Genomic DNA, 18,870 nt, shown 5'->3' on the forward strand with positions numbered 1-18,870 from the left:
TAATTTTACTAACAACATGTTGTAAAAGTATTGTCAATAAAAAATCAGAAACTAAACTTAATCATCAATATGAAATAGTAATAAGTGATTATTTTATTAGCAATAAAGAATATATTAAAAAACATAATGTTTTTTTACTAGATGACAAGTCTATAATGGGCAAAAATTATAGCTTATATAACATATTTCCTCAAACTGAATATGATTATTTTGTATTAAGGTCGAAGCATATAAAGGAAAATTTTCCCTCGGACTATATTAAATATAAAGGTAAGATTTTCTTTTTACTAGGTGAAAATGTTCAAAATATTAATAATAGACCATTTATTGATGTTATAAAGTGTTTAGACTCTTTACGGATGTTAGATTCAACCGAAGTGAAAGTTGAATTAGGCATTATAAAAGAAGAAGATGTTACGTATAGAAAAATTGTGACTAACAGCTTATTGGAAGGAGTAAATTATCTTATCTGTAAAGACAAACCATATAAAATACGTAAACGCATTAAAACAACTTTATGCATAAAACCTGATGATGAAAATTTTGAAAATATTTGTAATTAATAAATCTCTTAATTAACAATAAGCTTTTCTTTTAATTATGGAGCTCCCACATTAACTTAACAAATAAAGAAAATAGTAGTAAAACAATCAGTCTGCACTATTAAATGTGCAATAAATCACTTTGCATTTTTTAGAATTTGACAATACAGGGATAAAAATAAAAAAACCTGCAAATCTGTAACTTGCAGGTTTTCATGTTTTAATGTACTTTATAATGATATAAAGTTCAATTGTGGTGGGCGATGAGGGGTTCGAACCCCCGACCCCCTCGGTGTAAACGAGGTGCTCTGAACCAGCTGAGCTAATCGCCCCAATATGTTTTGCTATACTTGGCTGTTATCAGTTCCGTATTGCGAGTGCAAATATAGCCCAGTTTTTGGTATTTGCAAACATAATTTTAAAAAATTATAAAATTTCTGCTACAACAAATGTACTCCCGCCCACATAAATAAAATCGTCAGCCAATGCATTACTTAAAGCCGCTTTGTATGCAGTTGTAACTGAAGTATATACCCCTCCGCTTAAGCCCTGCTCAGCCGCCTTTTGTTGTAAAACCTCTGCATCCAGCCCCCGCGGAACATCAGGACGGCAAAAGTAATATTCGGCAGCTTTGGGTAATAAAGGCAATATATCAGTAAGGTCTTTATCATTAACTACGCCGAAAACAATATGTAATTTTTCAAACGGCTGCTGCAGTAGCTGTTGCACCACAATTTTTAAACCATGTGCATTATGTGCAGTATCGCAAACAGCGACAGGCCTATCATTAATTTGCTGCCACCTGCCCATAAAGCCCGTATTGCGCTTTACATTAAGCAAGCCATTCTTGATATTATCTTCAGTGATATTAAAATGTTTTTGCAGTAAAGCTATTGTTTTTAGCACTGTCTTTTTATTATTAACCTGATAGGCTCCCGTAAGATCTGAAGGGTAATCTGCCATAACCTCATCTTGTGCAAAGTATATATCAGAACCTGTTGCCTGCGCTTTACCTGTAAAAACTTTTTTTGTGATATCAGTATATTCGCCAATAACAATTGGAATATTGTTTTTAATAATACCTGCTTTTTCGCCTGCTATGGCTTCTTCTGTATTTCCCAGGAACTGTATATGGTCAAAACCTATATTAGTTATAACCGACACCAGCGGCGTGATGATGTTGGTAGAGTCGAGCCTGCCGCCCATACCGGTTTCTATAACGGCTATATCCACATTTTCTTTCTCAAAATAATCAAAGGCAAGGCCCACTGTCATTTCAAAAAAGCTGAGCTGGTTTTTCTCAAAAAAAACTTTATTTTGAGCTATAAACTCACATACGGCTTCTTCAGAAATATCCTGTCCGTTAATTTTTATACGCTCCCTGAAGTCTTTTAAATGTGGCGATGTGTATAACCCGGTTTTATAGCCTGCCTCCTGTAAAATTGATGCCAGCATATTAGACACTGAGCCTTTACCATTTGTGCCGGCTATGTGTATTGTTTTAATCCTTCGCTCCGGATTACCTAAATGAGCTGCAAGCAGTAACGTATTGGTAAGGTCTTTTTTATAAGCTGATGCACCCTGCTGCTGGTACATGGGCAGCCGGCTGAACATCCATTGGGTGGTTTCCTGGTAATTCATAAATAAAAATGGCAGAACTAAAATTCTGCCATTAAAATTACTATTTTCTTAAAGAAGTTATACTAATTGTTGTAATGCTATTTCAAAAGCGGTACGGCTAATGTTTACCTTACTGCTGTTCTTTGCATGTACATTTTCTATTGCTTTTCTTATAGTTTCAGAGGTATCGTTAAATACGGCCTCATCAGTCATGCTCACTTTTTTCTCCATAAAGTAGGCAAATACCCTTGCCATACCACAGTTAGAGATAAAATCTGGTATCAGGCTTACCTTACTGTCTGTTGCCTCCATTATAGGGCCGAAGAAGATTTCCTTATCGGCAAATGGCACATTTGCACCGCAGGATATAACCTCTAATCCTCCGGCTATCATGGCTTCTACCTGCTCTTTTGTTACAAGCCTCGAAGCCGCACACGGAGCAAAAATCTCTGCGCCGGTATTCCATATCTCAGCATTTATCTGCTCAAACGGAATCATATTTTCTGCAACAAGCTTGTTCCCGTCTTTATTAAGGAACAATTCCCTTATCTGCTCAAAGCTAAAGCCTTCTTTGTTTATAACACCACCATCACGGTCGATTATTCCGATAACCTTAGCTCCCATTTCGGCAAGGTAAAAAGCTGCTGCACTGCCCACATTGCCAAAGCCCTGCACTATTGCCTTTTTGCCTTTAACATCTCCGCCATATATCGTATAGAAATGGCGCACTGCTTCTGCAACGCCATAACCGGTAATCATATCTGCTACAGTATATTTTTTGTTTACTTCAGGAGAAAAAGCAGGGTTTTCAATAACTTTTATTACCCCTTGGCGAAGCTGGCCTATCCTGTTTATTTTGTCGGCCTCTGTAGGCTTAAAATAACCGTTAAAAACACCTTCCTGCGGGTGCCACACACCACACTCTTCTGTCATTGGTATTACTTCATGAATTTCATCAACATTAAGGTCACCACCAGTACCGTAGTAGCTTTTTAACAGTGGCGAAACCGCTTTATACCAACGTTGTAAAACTCCTTTTTTACGCGGGTCGGCAGGGTCAAAATTAATACCAGACTTTGCACCGCCAATAGCAGGCCCTGATACTGTAAACTTTACTTCCATTGTTTTAGCAAGCGAAAGTACTTCATTCATATCAAGCCCTTTTCTCATACGAGTACCGCCACCGGCAGCACCGCCGCGTAAAGAATTTATTACTGTCCACCCTTCGGCTTCGGTTTCACTGTCCTTCCAGTTAAATATAATTTCAGGTTGTTTATTTTCGAATTTACTAAGTAAATCTTTCATTTGTTGTTGTTTTGTTTAATCGCCACAAATATATAAAACTAATATTTGTGAATTCTTTAATTTTTTTACTTAAAGCGGAAACACCACCTTTATTACAGAGCCTTCACCTGGTTTAGAAGTTATATCTAAAGTACCATTTAAAGAAGCCACACGCTTTTTAAGATTTTTAATACCTATACCACCCTTTACTGTTTTAGGGTCGAAGCCCACGCCATCATCAGTAACTACTATTACTATTGTTTTATCTTCTTCCTTAATCTCTACCTTTGCAAAATTTGCCTTAGCATATTTATTTATGTTTTGCAGCGTTTCCTGAACAATCCTGTAAATATTGACCTTAAAGATACCCGAGAGGCTGTCCCAGTCTATATCTTTATCAATATCTGCTTCAAATAAAGTTTCAACTTCATTTTTTTGCGATGTTATCATATATTCCAAAACACTTTCAAAGCTTTTCTGGTTTACCAGCATGGCATTACGGCTAAGATCATGTGATATAGCGCGTATCTCAGTTTCAACACTTTGAAGTTCTTTTATAAACCCCTTACGTTTGCCTATAGATTCCTCATCGGCTTTTTTATTTATAAATTCCAGGTTTAGCCTAACGGCATATATATTATTGAGTATCCCGTCATGCAGCTCCATAGCAATCCTGTCTTTCTCCTCCTTGCGGGCCATATCTATTTTTTGCTGCTGCTCTTCCATCAGCTGGTACACTTCTTCGTTGGCCTTTTGTTGTTCCTGTATAAGAAGTAGCTCTTTGTTGCGCGAGTTAAGATAATATATTATGAATATAGCCGCGATAAATAATAGTATTACCGCCGAAACACCTATTATAAAACTGTTTTTCTTTACAAGTGCTTCTTTTTCATCCAGCAGCTTATCTGTTTCATATTCTATACGGGCATATTTTTCCCTGTTTGCCCGTGCAATTTCGGTAAGGCTGTCACTCACAATGAAACGGCGGCTGGAGTAATACATGCCTTTTTCTTTATCAAGTTCTGATAATAGTTTAAGGCTGTTAAGTATATCAAAGTGGCTTTTCAGCTCTTTAGCAGACTTATAGGCAGTTTCAAGGTAGGATAATGCCGTAGCGGTATCTTTTTGATAGGCATAATACTCACCCAGGTGAATATAACTGGCCACAATGCCTGCCTGCAAATCTAAAGAATCTCTTATTTTTAGCGACCTGAAGAATAATTCGGGCAGGTTTGCATGATCGCCCAGCTTAAACTTAGCATAAGCAAGGTTGTTAAGTAGTTTTGCATATAATGACGGATAATCGGTCTTTATAACATCATATTTTAATGCCTCTGTATATAACGAAATTGCATCGGCATATTCCTCTTCCTTAATATATACCCCTCCCATATTGTTATATGTAGAGGCACGGTAGTAATCTATCAGCGAAGCCGGATATCCTTCTTCTTTAAGCTTACCTAACAGCTGAAGGGCTTTGTTATAGTAAGTCATAGCCTCTTCTGTGTTGTTCTGCTCTTCAAGAGATGTGGCAATAAGATTGTTACCGCTATAAACTGCCATTGTCTTATCCTGCTTCTGAAGCATTTCAAGTGCCTGTACACCTTTTACTTCGCTCAAAACATATTCACCAATATAATAATAGATGAAAGCTTTATTAAGCAGTATTTCACCTTTATTTTCATCACTATCTATTTTTTGGTACAGCTTTTCTGCCTGGTCATAAAAACTAAAGGCGGTGTCGTTAAGGCCCTGAGCAAAATAAACCTCGCCTTTGCGGTACAGCATATCGGCCATGGCCAGGGTATCACCTGCTTCTTCGGCAAGATCATAGGCTTTTGTGCTCACGGCTATAGCCCTGTCATAGCGCTGCTGGTTGTAATAGGCAGCAATAGTGCGCCGGTATAAAAATTGCGTTAAAGAATCTATCTGGTTACCGGAAGATAATTCGGCATAAGCCGAATCGATATAATCAATCTGCTGCTCGGCAGAAAACTCTGCGCTTTGTGATTTATCAAGATAACTCCCTGCTTTGGTTTTAAACTGTGCCTTTCTTTCGGGCGAATTACAATGCACCGCTATAAGCGCAAGTACAGAAAGAAGTAGTATTTTTAAAAATGTATTCAAATTTTTGAGGGCAATGGTAATCAGTACCATTGCCCTCAAAAATAATATATTTTATAATAACTTTTTAGTTACGGTTTCATTGGTGGTTTAGGAAATTCTTTATCACCATTATCTACCGGTGGTACATAATTAGCCTGTGAGTCATCATTTACATAGCTGTCATCAGCAGAGCATGATACAACAGAAAGACCTAAGAAAGCTACTAAACCTAAGATAAGAAGATTTTTTTTCATGATAATCAAATTTTTGTGTCAGATGTGTGTTATATTCAATTTTTTCTCGTTTAGAATAACACTGCAGTTGTTATTTCTGATACAAATATAAGGGCATAAATTAGCCTACTACCATGATTTACAACGTGTTTTGTAGATTAATGCAGTCTGCGAGTAACTCGACTGATTTTCGTGGTAAATAGCCTTTTTATAAATATTCGGGAGCTATTTTTCGTATAATCGTATCTATATTATCCTTAAAAGTTTTAGAAAAAGAGATAGATACTTCCCCATTATTAAGGTAGCATAAGGATTTTCCGGTGTTTATTCTCGATACATGATTGCTATTTACAATATAGCTGTTATGTATGCGATAAAAGAATAATGGCAAATTAGCTTCATAATGCTTAAGCGTTTTATAAGCTGTTAGTTTCCTGCCACTGGTAAGATAAAAGTCGGTAGTATTATTATCTGCCTGCAGGTACACTATGTCGTGAAGCGATATGAACTGGTAATCACCATATGAGCGTATGCAAATTGTATCATTAACCGTTTCAGGATTAGTTTTCTGGAACCTGAAAAGTGTTTTGCGCAGCTCAAAACGGTCCAGAGGTTTCAGCAGGTAATCCTGTGCACCTGTCTTAATGGCATCAAAAGCGAATCTTTGCGTGGCAGTAAGTATTACAAAATAAGGAAGCCTGTCCAGGTATTGATAAAGGTCTGTAATTACATTAAGTGATAGCCCGCTGTTTTTCTTTTTAGGGTTAACTTCCAGAAAAACCATATGTGGCTGCAGCTCCAGTATTTTGTTTACTGCATCGGCCTTATTACCGGCAACACCCACACAATAGTATTCAGGGAAACCTTCAAAAGCTGAAAGGGTTTCCTGTACATGTGCTTCGTTATCATCTATAATAAGGTAAGAGTACTGCACGTAAAATTTTTGAGAAAATTTTTTTGCAAATTAAAAATTATTGAAATGTTAATTTTACGGTTAAACCGTAAAATTTGTTAAATTTGCCATACAACTAACCCATAAATATGCAGCAGGACCTTAATATCTTAATCGTTGACGACCACCCTATGACAGTTAACGGCTATATAAATGTGCTGTCTGATGAAAATTTTGAAGGCCACAATTTAGTATTTACAAAAGCACTGGATTGCGAAGAAGCGTACAGGCTAATAACAGAGTCTGAAGAATCAGGCAAGCCGTTTGATATTGCCTATCTTGACCTTAGCCTGCCCCCTTACCCCGAAAAGAATATTTTTTCCGGTTTTGATCTTGGCCTGCTTATAAGAAACAAGCTGCCCAACTGTATAATTATTATATTAACCATGCACAGCGAAGCTGCATTGGTTGACAGGCTTATTAAAGAAATAAACCCGCAGGGAATATTATGCAAAAGCGACATAGATATAGATGAGTTTCTTAATGCCTTTAAAATAGTATTCGAGAACGGAGACACCTACCTAAGCAATAAAATTGTGAAGTCGTTAAAGGAAAAGGTGTTTGATAATTTTAAACTGGATAGTTACGATAAACAGATATTAATGCGCCTTAGCGAGGGGATACTTACCAAGAACATACCCAATTATGTACCGCTTTCTTTAAGCGCCATAGAAAAGCGCAAAGCCCGCATGAAGAACATGCTGCTTCAGGGCAAGGGTGGTGATGATTATGAACTTATAGAAGCCATTAAAAAAATCGGCATTATTTAGGTTCAAAAATATATCCGGAGCTATGATTGTGAGTAGCGCCCGTTACACTTGCCAAAACATTTATTTCGTCCCTTAGTTTTAATACTCCGAGCAGTGCAAATATCAGCGCTTCTTTAAACTGAATGGTTTTATCGTCAGGAATCACAACAGCAACATCAGGTAGCATTGCCTTTAACTGTGCTATAAGAAAGTTATTATAAGCGCCCCCGCCCGTAACAAGCAATTTGCCTTCGGGTTTAATAGCCAAAATCTCTTTTGCAAGCTGCATAGCAACATGTGTTGTAAAAGTTCGCAGCTTTTCGGGTATACCTGCAGTACAATTTTCCATTAGCGGCAGTACAACATCCCTTACATACTCAAATCCTAATGATTTAGGATGGTTTTTTTTGTAATAATCAAGCTCGTTAAGCGCCTCAAGCAGCGTTTGAACTATAGTACCCGAACGTGCTATGGCGCCACCATCGTCATACGGCAGGCCGAGCCGGTTAGCGTAAAAGTTAAGAACAGTATTTACAGGAGATATATCATAAGCTATACGGGTGCCGTTATCTTCAAAAGAAATGTTAGAAAATCCGCCAAGGTTAAGGCAAAAATCATAATTACCAAAAAGCAGCCTGTCGCCTACCGGCACTAAGGGTGCCCCCTGTCCGCCCATTTGTACATCCTGTACCCTGAAGTTGCACACTACCGTAAAGCCTGTATGCCTGGCGAGTGCAGGCTTATTGCCAATTTGTAGTGTTATCCCTCTTTTTGGCTGGTGCTGCGCTGTATGCCCGTGCGAACATACAGCATCAAGATTATCCAAAGAATATTTAATTATGAAAGAACAAATAGTCCCTGCTAAAAATTCTGTATAGGCATCATCTAATACTAAAAGGTCATCTTCATTATAATTAACTGCTTCTTTAAGCCTTGTTACCCAATCGTCAGGATACGGAATTGTCTCTGCTTCATGTATGGTATAGCTCCATTTATTATCAAGAACCGAGAGCGTAACATGCGCAAGGTCAATCCCGTCAAGCGAAGTGCCCGACATAACTCCTAAAACGTTATAGTTCTCGCTTTTCATAGGCTAAAAGTAAATAATCCTGTTGAAAATTCAGCAATTAATCGTTACATTTGGGCACAATAAAACAAAAACTTATCTAATATACCTATGGATTTTAAACTTACTGAAGAACACCTGATGATACAGAAGGCAGCGAGGGATTTTGCACAGGCTGAATTGCTGCCCGGAGTTATAGAAAGGGACGAGAAGCAGAGTTTTCCTGCTGAGCAGATTAAGAAAATGGGCGAGCTTGGCTTTATGGGCATGATGGTAGACCCTAAATATGGCGGTAGCGGGCTAGACACAATATCTTATGTGCTTGCTATGGAAGAAATTTCTAAGATAGATGCTTCGGCATCAGTGGTTATGTCAGTAAACAATTCACTGGTATGCTGGGGGCTTCAGACTTTTGGTACAGAAGAGCAAAAGCAAAAATACCTTACAAGGCTGGCAACAGGCGAAATTATAGGCGCATTCTGCCTTTCGGAGCCTGAAGCGGGCAGCGATGCCACCTCTCAAAAAACAACTGCAATTGATAAAGGTGACCACTACCTGCTAAACGGTACCAAAAACTGGATAACCAACGGCAGTACAGCCGATGTATATCTGGTAATTGCACAAACAGATATCGAAAAGAGGCACAGGGGTATTAATGCCCTTATTATAGAAAAAGGTATGCCGGGCTTTGAAATAGGCGCTAAAGAACAAAAACTTGGTATTCGAGGGTCTGACACGCATTCTTTAATGTTTACTGATGTAAAGGTTCCTAAAGAAAACCGCATTGGTGAAGATGGCTTCGGCTTTAAGTTTGCCATGAAAACCCTTGCCGGCGGTCGCATAGGTATTGCAGCCCAGGCTTTAGGTATAGCATCAGGCGCTTATGAGCTTGCACTTAAATACTCTAAAGAACGTAAGGCTTTCGGCACTGAAATTTGCAATCACCAGGCTATAGCATTTAAACTTGCCGATATGGCAGTACAGATAGAGGCAGCACGCCACCTTTGCCTTAAAGCAGCATGGGACAAAGACAACCACAATAACTACGACATCAGTGGTGCTATGGCTAAACTATATGCATCTCAGGTTGCTATGGACACGGCAATAGAGGCTGTACAGATACACGGCGGTAACGGATATGTAAAAGAATACCACGTAGAAAGGCTTATGCGCGATGCTAAGATAACCCAGATATATGAAGGTACTTCTGAAATACAGAAGATAGTAATTTCAAGGTCTATAATTGCAGAATAAAAACAGAGCCCCCGTTACTAAACGGGGGTTTTTAATTTATAGTCATTGGCTATGCCTAATAACGTGGCCATAAGTTCTTCTTTAGGAAGATTTATATCTACATATTTTATTTTAGGCAGGTTATTTATACCGCTGTTTAAAATTCCGTTACCGCATATCACATAATCAGCCTCGTGGCTGTAAAGTTTTACAAAATCCATAAATTCAATCTCATCCGAGAGAAAGAATATAAGGAGGCTGCCCTTTAGGTGTGGGGGCGGGCTTTTCATATCTATACACTCAAACTCCATCCCTTCAGGTGCAGTATCCTGCAACAGTTGGCAATATCCTTTTTGATTATCATACACATTTATTACCATAACATTAGTGTTTAGTTTCAGAATTAAAAAATAACTATCAAAAAGTAATTATCTAATCATATTTTATTTGTTTTTTATCGATTAAACAACGCCATATATCGAAAAAAATGCAATGAAGTTTTATATACATTATCACTCTGCTAATTTTATACAACAAAACCGGAGCATAAATATTTTTATGTACGGCTGCTGTAAGGTCATCCTGAATTAACTATATACTGAATGATATTCAAATTTAAGGTTTCTGTTCAAGCTAAAACCTTAATAGGTAGTTATAATTTAATTAAACACATCTAAACTAATATAGACATGAACGTAATTGGTCAGAAAATTAAAAGGCTGAGAGAGGAAAAGGGAATAACTCAGGAGGCTATGGCTGTACAGCTCGACGTAACTCAAAGTAACTATGGTCGCCTTGAAAAAGATGACAGGAGGCTTAATGTTGTAAAACTTTTAAAAATTGCGCGTATCCTTGATATAAGTATATCGGCTTTATTTAATGAAACAGAGGCCGGCAGCTCCGAAAATGGAGGGATGGCTCATGGCAACAAAGAAGTGTATGACATACTTGTAGAGAGCCTCAGGGCAGAGATACAACATCTTAAAGAAGAAATCAGCTTTTTAAGGGTAATTGTTAAAAGCTAAGGGTAAGCATAATACTTTTCCCCTGCCTTTGCCGTTTTCTATACAGAAAAAACTGTTACCTTTAGTATATGGTACAAAAGCCAAAGGCTGTAAAATATAAAGTTATAGGCGGATACATCCTGCTGTTTGTTACAGCGGTTGTATCCGTTTGGTTTGTATATACCGAGATATCTAAAATAGCCGCACCCGATACCGGCAACAGCGATAACCGCAAAATATTAAAAATAAGCAATACACTTGCAAGCCTGTATGCATCTGAATCTCTTGCAAGGAACAGCATACTTACTGCCGACCCGGCAGACTTTGAAAAATATACCCAGGTGCTGGACAGCATTAACCGCGAAATAGAAGCCATAAAAAAAGAGGCCGAAACCGCACAGGTGCAAAAATTTGATACGGTACAGATGCTGCTGGAACGCAAAAAAAACAGCGTACAGGAAATTATCAATTACAGGAAAGAGTACAACCGTAAAAATACTTTCAGGAGTGCCATAAGCAGTATATACAATGCAAAAGATTCTGTTAGGGGTACATTAAAGCCTGTACCGGTTTCACGCCGCTACCAATGGGAAAACCTTGCCAATTCACTTTTAACGCAGCAACAGCTCGACTCTATCCGCAAGCTGCAAATGAGCAACGACTCGCTTGCTATTGTTTTTGATAAAGTGCTGCGCAGACTTATTCGCAGAGATGACCTGTTACAATACCAACTGTTGCAAAAAGAACAAAAGCTGCTGGATGAAAGCAGGGTAATATCTGACCAGCTTAGGGTAATATTATCTTCGGTAGAAAATGATTTCCTGCAAAATTCTTACAGGCAGATAAAAGAATCGGGCGACGCGCTTGCCAAAACTGCCGATACTATGGCGTGGGTAGGTGCAGCCAGTTTTCTTATACTGCTAGCGCTTGCATGGGTAATAATACGCGACCTTACCAGCAACCAGAACTATCGGAGGCAGCTTGAGGTACTTAACCGCGAAAATGAAGATCTTTTGCGCAGCAAAAGCATGCTTATGGCTACTGTTACCCATGACATACGCACACCACTTGGCAGTATAATAGGTTTTTATGACCTGCTTAAAGAATCTGAAATGCCCCAAAGGCAAAAACAGTACCTGTCTAATATAAAAGAATCGGCTGACTTTATACTGAGGCTGGTTAATGACCTTCTCGACTTTTCTAAACTTGAAAACAACAGCATATCTATAGAAAAAGTAAGCTTCAATATGAAAAATGCAATAGAGGCTACCTGCCGCGCACTGGAGCCCATTGCCATAAATAAAGATATAGAACTTAACTGGGATATAGATCAAGAGCTTAACCGCAACTTTATCAGCGATCCCTACCGCATAAAACAGGTTATTACCAATTTGGTAGGCAACGCTGTGAAGTTTACGCAGGAAGGATCTGTGGAGGTAACCGGCAGGCTCGAAAATGGTTTTATAAACATATCTGTTATAGATACCGGTATAGGTATAGCCAAAGAAAAGCAGGACGATGTTTTTAAAGAATTTACACAGGCGCACAGTGGAATAGAAAAGAAATTTGGCGGCACAGGGCTTGGCCTCACTATTTCTAAAAGGATAACCGAACTGCTGGGCGGCACCATACATCTTGAAAGCGAAGAAGGGAAGGGCTCTTTGTTCGCCATTATGATACCCTGCATACCCTGCGAAACAGGAGATACCGCCGCCGAAACAGAAATTACTGAAGATATAACAAAATACCTTGAAGGTAAAAGAATACTGATTACTGATGATGATGCCATGCAGCTAACGCTGATGCGCGAATTGTTTGCACAATATCCGGTAACGGTAGTAACAGAAATTAATGCTGCGGAAGTTATTAAACACGTGGAACGCGATCATTATGACCTGCTGCTTACCGATATACAAATGCCATCTTTAAATGGTTTTGAGCTTGTAACGCTGGTAAGGCAGCATGAGGATAAAGCTATAGCCGCAATGCCTGTTATCGCGCTTTCGGGTAAGCGTGACCTAACAGAAAACGATTTTACAGGAAAAGGCTTTACCGCCAGCCATCCTAAGCCTGTGCAGCTGGAAACATTACTGGTGCTTATATCTAACATTTTTGGAAATAAAGCCATTCCTGCTGCAAAAAAGCAGATACGCCACTATGACGACAGCATGCCAATATATAATCTTAAAAGCCTGCGCCAGTTTACAGGAGATGATAACGAATCTTTAAAAGCCATACTTGTAACCTTTAGCGATAGTGCCAAAGAGAATATTGCTACGCTAAAAAAAGCAGCTGCAGATAACAACCGGCAATCTCTCGGCGAAACTGCCCATAAAATGATACCAATGTTAAGGCAGATGGAAGCTAACAGTATTGCAGGGCTGCTCATTCCTATAGAAGACAATGCGGCTGATATGCCTATAGAACAGATTAATAGTCTTATCCTGAAGGCGGAAGAAAAAATAAATGAATTACTCGTAATGTTGCAGGAGGAAATAGCCTAAAGATCTATATTATACAACTTAAGCTTGTTATAAAGTGTTTTCCTGTCTATATCCAATAATTTAGCCGCTTTAGATTTGTTGTAATTAGCCTTTTGTAACGCTTCCATTATAGCCTGCTCTTCATTAGCCTTGCTGTAGCCTGCAAGAGAACTGGCTGCCCTGGCAGCTTCCTGCATTTCGGGCGGAAGCACAGCAAGTGTTATCTGCCTGCCTCTTTCCAGCAATACCGACCGTTTAATAATGTTCTTCATTTCACGCAGGTTACCCGGCCAGTCATACGACAGGAAAAGCTCCTGTACATCGCTGTCAAACCCTTCAATATCTTTTTCCAGGTCTTCATTTGCCTGAGATAAAAAATAGTGGGCAAATATCATAATATCATCCGTGCGCTCGGCAAGGCGTGGCACCCTTATGCAAAACTCGTTAAGCCTGTGGTAAAGGTCTTCCCTGAAATCGCCCAGCTTAACAGCTTCTGCCAAATCTTCGTTGGTTGCAGCAATTACACGTATATTAACACTTACTTCATTATTACTGCCTACAGGCTTAATTTTACGCTCCTGAAGCGCACGCAATAACTGCACCTGTACTTCATAAGACAGGTTGCCCACTTCGTCCAGAAACAGCGTTCCGCCGTTTGCCGCTTCAAAATGCCCTGTTTTATCATTTACAGCGCCTGTAAACGAGCCTTTAATATGCCCAAAGAATTCGCTTGAGGCAAGGTCTTTGGGTATAGCACCGCAATCTACGGCTATATAAGGCATGTCTGCCCGTTTACTCTGTTTGTGTATAGAATGTGCTATGTATTCCTTACCCGTACCGCTATCGCCAATTATAAGTACCGACATGTTGGTAGGGCCTACCAGGTTTATATGTTCGTATAAACGCTCCGCTTCCCTGCTTATTCCTTTTACATACGGAAGTTCTCCTGTTGCTTTCGTGGCTTTTTTACCCGGTTGCGGTACAGCAGTTATATTAACTTCATTTTTAGCTAAGGCCTGTTTAATAGTGTGTAAAATCTCATCAGGGTTTATAGGCTTGCCCACATAATCAAACGCTCCCGATTTCATTGCATTTACAGCCGTTTTAATATCGGTATATCCTGTCATTAAAATTACCTGCGTGGCGGGTGCATTCTGCTTAACATGTTTAAGTATCTCCAGTCCGCTGCTGTCGGGCATGCGGATATCGGTAAGCACTACATCAAAAGTTTTTTTACTGATAATTTCCTGCGCATCTCCTGCACTAAATGCATTGGTTACGGCAAACCCTTTCTTCTGTAAAAAGGTTTTCAGCATAACACAAAAAGCGGTGTCATCGTCAACAACCAGTATTTCGGCACTCATAGGGAAATTTTATTATATGCAAATGTAAGTGTTTTACAGCGTTCAGTATGTTAATAAAAACAAAAGGAGACTGTTACGTCTCCTCTTGTCGAAGAATTAAAATTCTTCTCATCACCTTACTATATGCTTACATCCAACTTTAATTCTTAATGGTTCTTTTGTTTTATAAAGGTTCTCACACCCGGTTAGTTGCCACAATTTCAGAAACTGAAAATATATGGCTGTTCATATTTAAATGTTTCAGCAGATTTGAGGGTATCTGGTAGGCATTCATCTTAACCAGCATGCGCTGTTTTCTTGTGTTGATGTTTAAAGGGTTAGCTGTCATCATCATTCTTGCAGCATTTGCAGAAATGCCAAATATAAGTGTTGCGGTTATCAATATACTTTTCATAAACAAATTATCAGGTGATTTGCTTAAGTATATGAAACAACTGTACCATCATTTAGAGGCTAAATAACTAATAATGTATGTTGCTGAATTTCAGCAAATAATGATTTATAGGCAGCGAAAATTTGTGATGTTATTAAACAGTACTAATGTAGAATCAACAATATAGGTGTGGAAGTTCCACACTATCGCACCATAGAAAAATGGCCTTTATGTACACGCCCATCCTGGCGGGTTACTAAAAACCAGTAATCGGTTGATGGTAGCCGCCTTCCGTTATAGGTACCATCCCAGCCGGGACTTTCAGCATCGAAAGAAGCTATTATTTTGCCGAAACGGTCGAATACTACAACTGTAAGGTTCTCTTCAAACCATGAAAAAGGGATTCTCCATGTTTCATTGATACCGTCTCCGTTTGGTGTAAAAAATTTAGGGTAATTCAGCAGTACTACCTCCTGTTCAATAATCCCGCATTCATTTATATCGCGAACATAAACAGTATATATACCCGGCTCAAGGCCGCTAAATGAGCCTTCTGCCTGATAAGTAACACCATCAATAGAAAATTCGTATTGCCCATTACCGGAAGCGGAAACATTTATACTATTATTATTTACGGTCCAGTCTTCTGTATCAACCCACACCGATGTTGCAGGTTCTGAAAGTGTAACAGTAACCTGGGCAGATGCCGAACAATTATTATTGGTAACCGTAACACTATATTCGCCGGGTTCGGTTACAAATATAGAAGGTGATGTTGCACCGGTAGACCACAGATAAGCATCATATCCGTTTCCTGCAGATACAACAACGAAACTCCCCTCACATAAAAAATATTCCTGCACAATATCGAGTTCCGGATTTTCACCTACAGCAAGCGTAAATGATATAATATCTTTACAAACCGTTATGCGGTTATGTGCAAGACTTGCATATATAGTAACAGACGGTTGTGTAAGCACAAACTGCTCTGATATTGGATTAGTACCGTTTTCAGCATCAGCAAGCGTTAAATGATATGTAATAGTATAAGAATTGGCAGGCTGATCTCCGAGTATAGTTTCATTTTGCTGCGACAGGTCAAATTCAAAATTAAGTTCATCTCCCGGCTCTATGCACTCAAAAAGATTACCGGGCTGGTTTGCTGTCACAAGATCGGGCAGTACATTTATATTTTGTGTTTTTGTAGAAACATTACCACAATCATCTTCTACCTGAAACGTATAAGTACCCGGTGCAAGCCCCGAAAAGATATTGTTTGTACCGTTATCAAGTAGTATCTGGTTTGTATCGGGGTCAATCAGAAAATAATTCAGTGGCGCAATACCATCGGCATCTATATAAATATCATCAGGGTTACCACTACAATTAAGCTTAAAAAAACTGTTAATACGCGGGTTATTTAAATAATTAAAAGCACCCAGTTCTATTATACAATTTTTAGCCTGGTTGCCGTTCCCAAAACTTTCAAAAGCTTTTATTATCCTGAAATCTCCAGAAAAGTTTAAATTAAATGTAGTCTGGTTGTTCGCCAACGGAAACGAATTATCCTCTGTTGGTATGGTACCTTCAGGATATGGCACGCCCGTGGCGGGGTGTCCCCATTCTCCTGTTTCTGTATTAAGCTCCTGTAGCCAATAGGTTGGTGATACCGAAATATTATCTGTATCTGACATCAGGATATCAAAAGAGCCACAGTTAGGATCAAAAGTAAAAGGGGTATCATCAGGCTGGTATCCAACTACATTTATTGTTACCGTGCGCACTATTCCGCAAACATCTATACCTTCAAATACATACATACCTTCCGGCAAATTATCAAGGTACAAATCTCCGGTAACAGAGTTTATTGCTTCAGATATATCTATAGGTGTATCGGGTTCATATTCATCCGGTGCATTAATAAGCGTTATTGCTGTTAGCGCACCATTGCCACTTGACACTTCTAAGGAACCGAAACCAATGGTACAATCGGCCTGAGTAGTTCCTGTAAAATCCCTTTCCACAAAAACGGGTACAGTTACAGGAACTTCATGCACCTGCCCGCAATCATCTGTTATACGGACTATATAATCGCCAACAGGTAAATTATTTACAACAAGCCTTCCGGCTGAGTTTATTGATGCGGAAACATCATGCGGCAAAGGCTGCGGGTTTTGCTCTAAGTAAGCGGCAGGTGCATTTATTATCTCGGCTGCAACAATTTCCCTTGAAGCAACACCTACAATGATGCGCCCAAACTCAGAAAAGCAACCATTGTTCCTGCCTGTAGCTGATATAACAGGATTCTCTACATCAACAGAAAATTCTAAACTTGCCGTCCTGCCACAGGCATCTGTAACAGTAGCAGTATAGTTGCCTTCGGGTATTGGGTTACCATCACCTCCATAAGTTAAAGAGCCTTCATTAAAGGGGCCGGGATGCGCCGGATTATAATTTACAGGATTAAAACCTTCCGCGTCAGATTGCAGGTCAATTGTAAACGGGGGTGAATAGTTAATTACGTCAAGTTCCAAATAATATTCTCCACACGGGAGAGACATCAATGTTTGTGAAATTTCTGGCAGGGGATTTACCACCATACCCGTATTACCATATTGGTTTCCGCAACTGTTTGTTATTAATATATCGTATGTAAACTGCTCCCCCGGATATAGTTCAAGTTCGTATTCCAATTCCAGTAAATTCGGAACACCTTCGTTATATGTTACAGTATCGATTATTTCACTCCCGTCAGGTGGATAAATTGTATAAGTTACAGTTAACGGATAACTTATTGCAACACCTTCAGGATAACTAATTGTGTTTGTTATTATAGCCGATGTACACCCGGTAGTAATTACATCTTCAAACTGAGGTGCAGAAACTACAGGAGTTGCAGCCTCTAAAACAAGTGTGTAAGTAGTTACCACACCTTGGCCACATACATCAAAAACCCTGACATTATATGTCCCTTCAGGTAAATCCTGAAATATGTTTGAGTTTTGCAACGGCCTTATCTCAGGCCCGGAGATGATTTCATATTGGGCAGCAATACCAGATGTTGTTGTTACTGTTAACACACCTCCTGTTGTGCAATTCTGGCTAAAAGAAGATATCGTATAAGTAAGAGGTTCTATCGCATTTTCAATCACTACTTCCTGTTCTACAGAAAGAGATTCCCCCCCTAAAGATTGTTCAGCGACCACAAGGTAAGTACCCGAATCTAAATTTGTAACAACAGATTCTGTTGTTACCTCTATAGGATTAGTTATATCAGGTTGTTTATATACTGTATACAAAAAGCCGGCTCCCGGTGTGCCGCCTGTAATAGTAAAAGTAAGTGAAGCATTATCATCACAGGTTTCATCAGCTACAGCAACATCTAAAGTAAAGTTATTAAGTTGTGCAAATGAGCATAAGCTCATAAAAAGTAGTATTAGCGATGCAAACCATTTATTAATCATTACTGCTTAGCTATTATTATATCAATTTAGCAAATTTATAAAAGTTTAACGCAACAGTTACAGTAATAGTGCCGAAATATAAGTTTATAACCTTATGAAATCATTAAATTATGTAAAGAGAGTTAAATAACAATGGATAGTTTCACAAATATCAAAAACAAAAAACCCTACGATCAATCGGATATTGAGGTAAAGAACTATAATAATGTTAGCTGAAGCCGGTGCAGATAGTCCAAAACCTAAAAAGACCTATCCGTTTTGGATAGGTTTTCAAAAGAAAGGCGATGTACTTGGCCAGGGGGCCGGACACAATGCACCTATAAAGAAAAAGTCCCCTCCATCAATGATGAAGGGGACTCTGAAGAAAGGCGATGACATACTCTCCCACAAGATGCAG

Annotated in this window: 16 protein-coding genes and 1 tRNA gene; 6 read left to right on the forward strand and 11 right to left on the reverse strand. The window is 39.0% G+C overall.

Translation table 11 applies throughout. From position 1 onward, the window contains the following. Positions 1-563: hypothetical protein (locus Q0K96_RS12280; RefSeq protein ID WP_297334281.1), on the forward strand; the 563-nt coding region annotated here is incomplete at its 5' end. Between the two features lie 233 nt (positions 564-796). On the opposite strand, the gene Q0K96_RS12285 is transcribed toward Q0K96_RS12280, so the two are convergent. From Q0K96_RS12285 to Q0K96_RS12310, 6 genes are all read right to left on the reverse strand, one after another. After that, positions 797-874 (reverse strand) — tRNA-Val (locus tag Q0K96_RS12285). A 94-nt stretch (positions 875-968) separates the two neighbouring features. After that, the gene (locus tag Q0K96_RS12290) at positions 969-2,183 is read right to left on the reverse strand and encodes a folylpolyglutamate synthase/dihydrofolate synthase family protein (RefSeq protein WP_297334282.1); all 1,215 of its coding nucleotides are present in this window, start codon (positions 2,181-2,183) and stop codon (positions 969-971) included. A gap of 57 nt (positions 2,184-2,240) precedes the next feature. Further along, positions 2,241-3,467 carry a Glu/Leu/Phe/Val dehydrogenase dimerization domain-containing protein gene (locus tag Q0K96_RS12295; RefSeq protein WP_297334283.1) on the reverse strand — a complete coding sequence of 409 codons (1,227 nt, stop codon included), beginning with the start codon at positions 3,465-3,467 and terminating at the stop codon, positions 2,241-2,243. Positions 3,468-3,536: 69 nt separating this feature from the next. Then, a complete protein-coding gene (locus Q0K96_RS12300) occupies positions 3,537-5,573 on the reverse strand; it encodes an ATP-binding protein (RefSeq protein WP_297334284.1) in 2,037 nt (678 codons plus the stop codon). A 68-nt stretch (positions 5,574-5,641) separates the two neighbouring features. After that, positions 5,642-5,806, reverse strand: a complete 165-nt coding sequence (locus Q0K96_RS12305) for a hypothetical protein (RefSeq protein WP_297334285.1) — start codon at positions 5,804-5,806, stop codon at positions 5,642-5,644. Positions 5,807-5,993: 187 nt separating this feature from the next. Further along, on the reverse strand, positions 5,994-6,719 hold the full coding sequence (locus Q0K96_RS12310) for a LytTR family DNA-binding domain-containing protein (RefSeq protein ID WP_297334286.1): 726 nt from the start codon (positions 6,717-6,719) through the stop codon (positions 5,994-5,996). A gap of 107 nt (positions 6,720-6,826) precedes the next feature. Between Q0K96_RS12310 and Q0K96_RS12315 the strand changes: the two genes are divergently transcribed. Further along, on the forward strand, positions 6,827-7,507 hold the full coding sequence (locus Q0K96_RS12315; RefSeq protein WP_297334287.1) for a response regulator transcription factor: 681 nt from the start codon (positions 6,827-6,829) through the stop codon (positions 7,505-7,507). On the opposite strand, the gene Q0K96_RS12320 is transcribed toward Q0K96_RS12315, so the two are convergent. Then, positions 7,500-8,576, reverse strand: a complete 1,077-nt coding sequence (locus tag Q0K96_RS12320; protein ID WP_297334288.1) for an anhydro-N-acetylmuramic acid kinase — start codon at positions 8,574-8,576, stop codon at positions 7,500-7,502. The two genes, Q0K96_RS12315 and Q0K96_RS12320, sit on opposite strands and share 8 nt — an antisense overlap. Before the next feature lie 87 nt (positions 8,577-8,663). Here Q0K96_RS12320 and Q0K96_RS12325 point away from each other — a divergent pair, with 87 nt between their 5' ends. Continuing rightward, positions 8,664-9,806 (forward strand): acyl-CoA dehydrogenase, encoded by a 1,143-nt coding sequence (locus Q0K96_RS12325; protein ID WP_297334289.1) that lies wholly within the window; start codon positions 8,664-8,666, stop codon positions 9,804-9,806. 17 nt (positions 9,807-9,823) lie between these two features. Here the strand turns inward: Q0K96_RS12325 and Q0K96_RS12330 are convergent, their stop codons facing one another. Then, positions 9,824-10,165 (reverse strand): hypothetical protein, encoded by a 342-nt coding sequence (locus tag Q0K96_RS12330; protein WP_297334290.1) that lies wholly within the window; start codon positions 10,163-10,165, stop codon positions 9,824-9,826. A gap of 309 nt (positions 10,166-10,474) precedes the next feature. On the opposite strand from Q0K96_RS12330, the gene Q0K96_RS12335 reads away from it, so the two are divergent. Together Q0K96_RS12335 and Q0K96_RS12340 are read left to right on the forward strand one after the other, a co-directional pair. Beyond that, positions 10,475-10,810, forward strand: a complete 336-nt coding sequence (locus tag Q0K96_RS12335; RefSeq protein ID WP_297334291.1) for a helix-turn-helix transcriptional regulator — start codon at positions 10,475-10,477, stop codon at positions 10,808-10,810. 68 nt (positions 10,811-10,878) lie between these two features. Next, positions 10,879-13,293, forward strand: a complete 2,415-nt coding sequence (locus tag Q0K96_RS12340; protein ID WP_297334292.1) for an ATP-binding protein — start codon at positions 10,879-10,881, stop codon at positions 13,291-13,293. Here Q0K96_RS12340 and Q0K96_RS12345 read toward each other — a convergent pair. The 3 genes from Q0K96_RS12345 to Q0K96_RS12355 form a co-directional block, all read right to left on the reverse strand. Further along, positions 13,290-14,636: a sigma-54 dependent transcriptional regulator gene (locus tag Q0K96_RS12345; RefSeq protein WP_297334293.1), complete on the reverse strand. Its 1,347-nt coding sequence runs from the start codon at positions 14,634-14,636 to the stop codon at positions 13,290-13,292. The genes Q0K96_RS12340 and Q0K96_RS12345 overlap by 4 nt on opposite strands. Before the next feature lie 175 nt (positions 14,637-14,811). Continuing rightward, positions 14,812-15,030, reverse strand: coding sequence for a hypothetical protein (locus tag Q0K96_RS12350; protein ID WP_297334294.1), 219 nt, complete (start codon positions 15,028-15,030; stop codon positions 14,812-14,814). A gap of 182 nt (positions 15,031-15,212) precedes the next feature. Beyond that, entirely contained in the window at positions 15,213-18,434 is a 3,222-nt protein-coding gene (locus Q0K96_RS12355) for a T9SS type B sorting domain-containing protein (protein ID WP_297334295.1), read from the reverse strand. Between the two features lie 244 nt (positions 18,435-18,678). Between Q0K96_RS12355 and Q0K96_RS12360 the strand changes: the two genes are divergently transcribed. Continuing rightward, the coding region (locus Q0K96_RS12360) for a hypothetical protein (RefSeq protein WP_297334296.1) at positions 18,679-18,870 on the forward strand (192 nt) is incomplete at its 3' end.

The organism is Flavobacterium sp., from assembly GCF_024305175.1.
Classification (GTDB): Bacteria; Bacteroidota; Bacteroidia; order Flavobacteriales; family Flavobacteriaceae; genus Flavobacterium.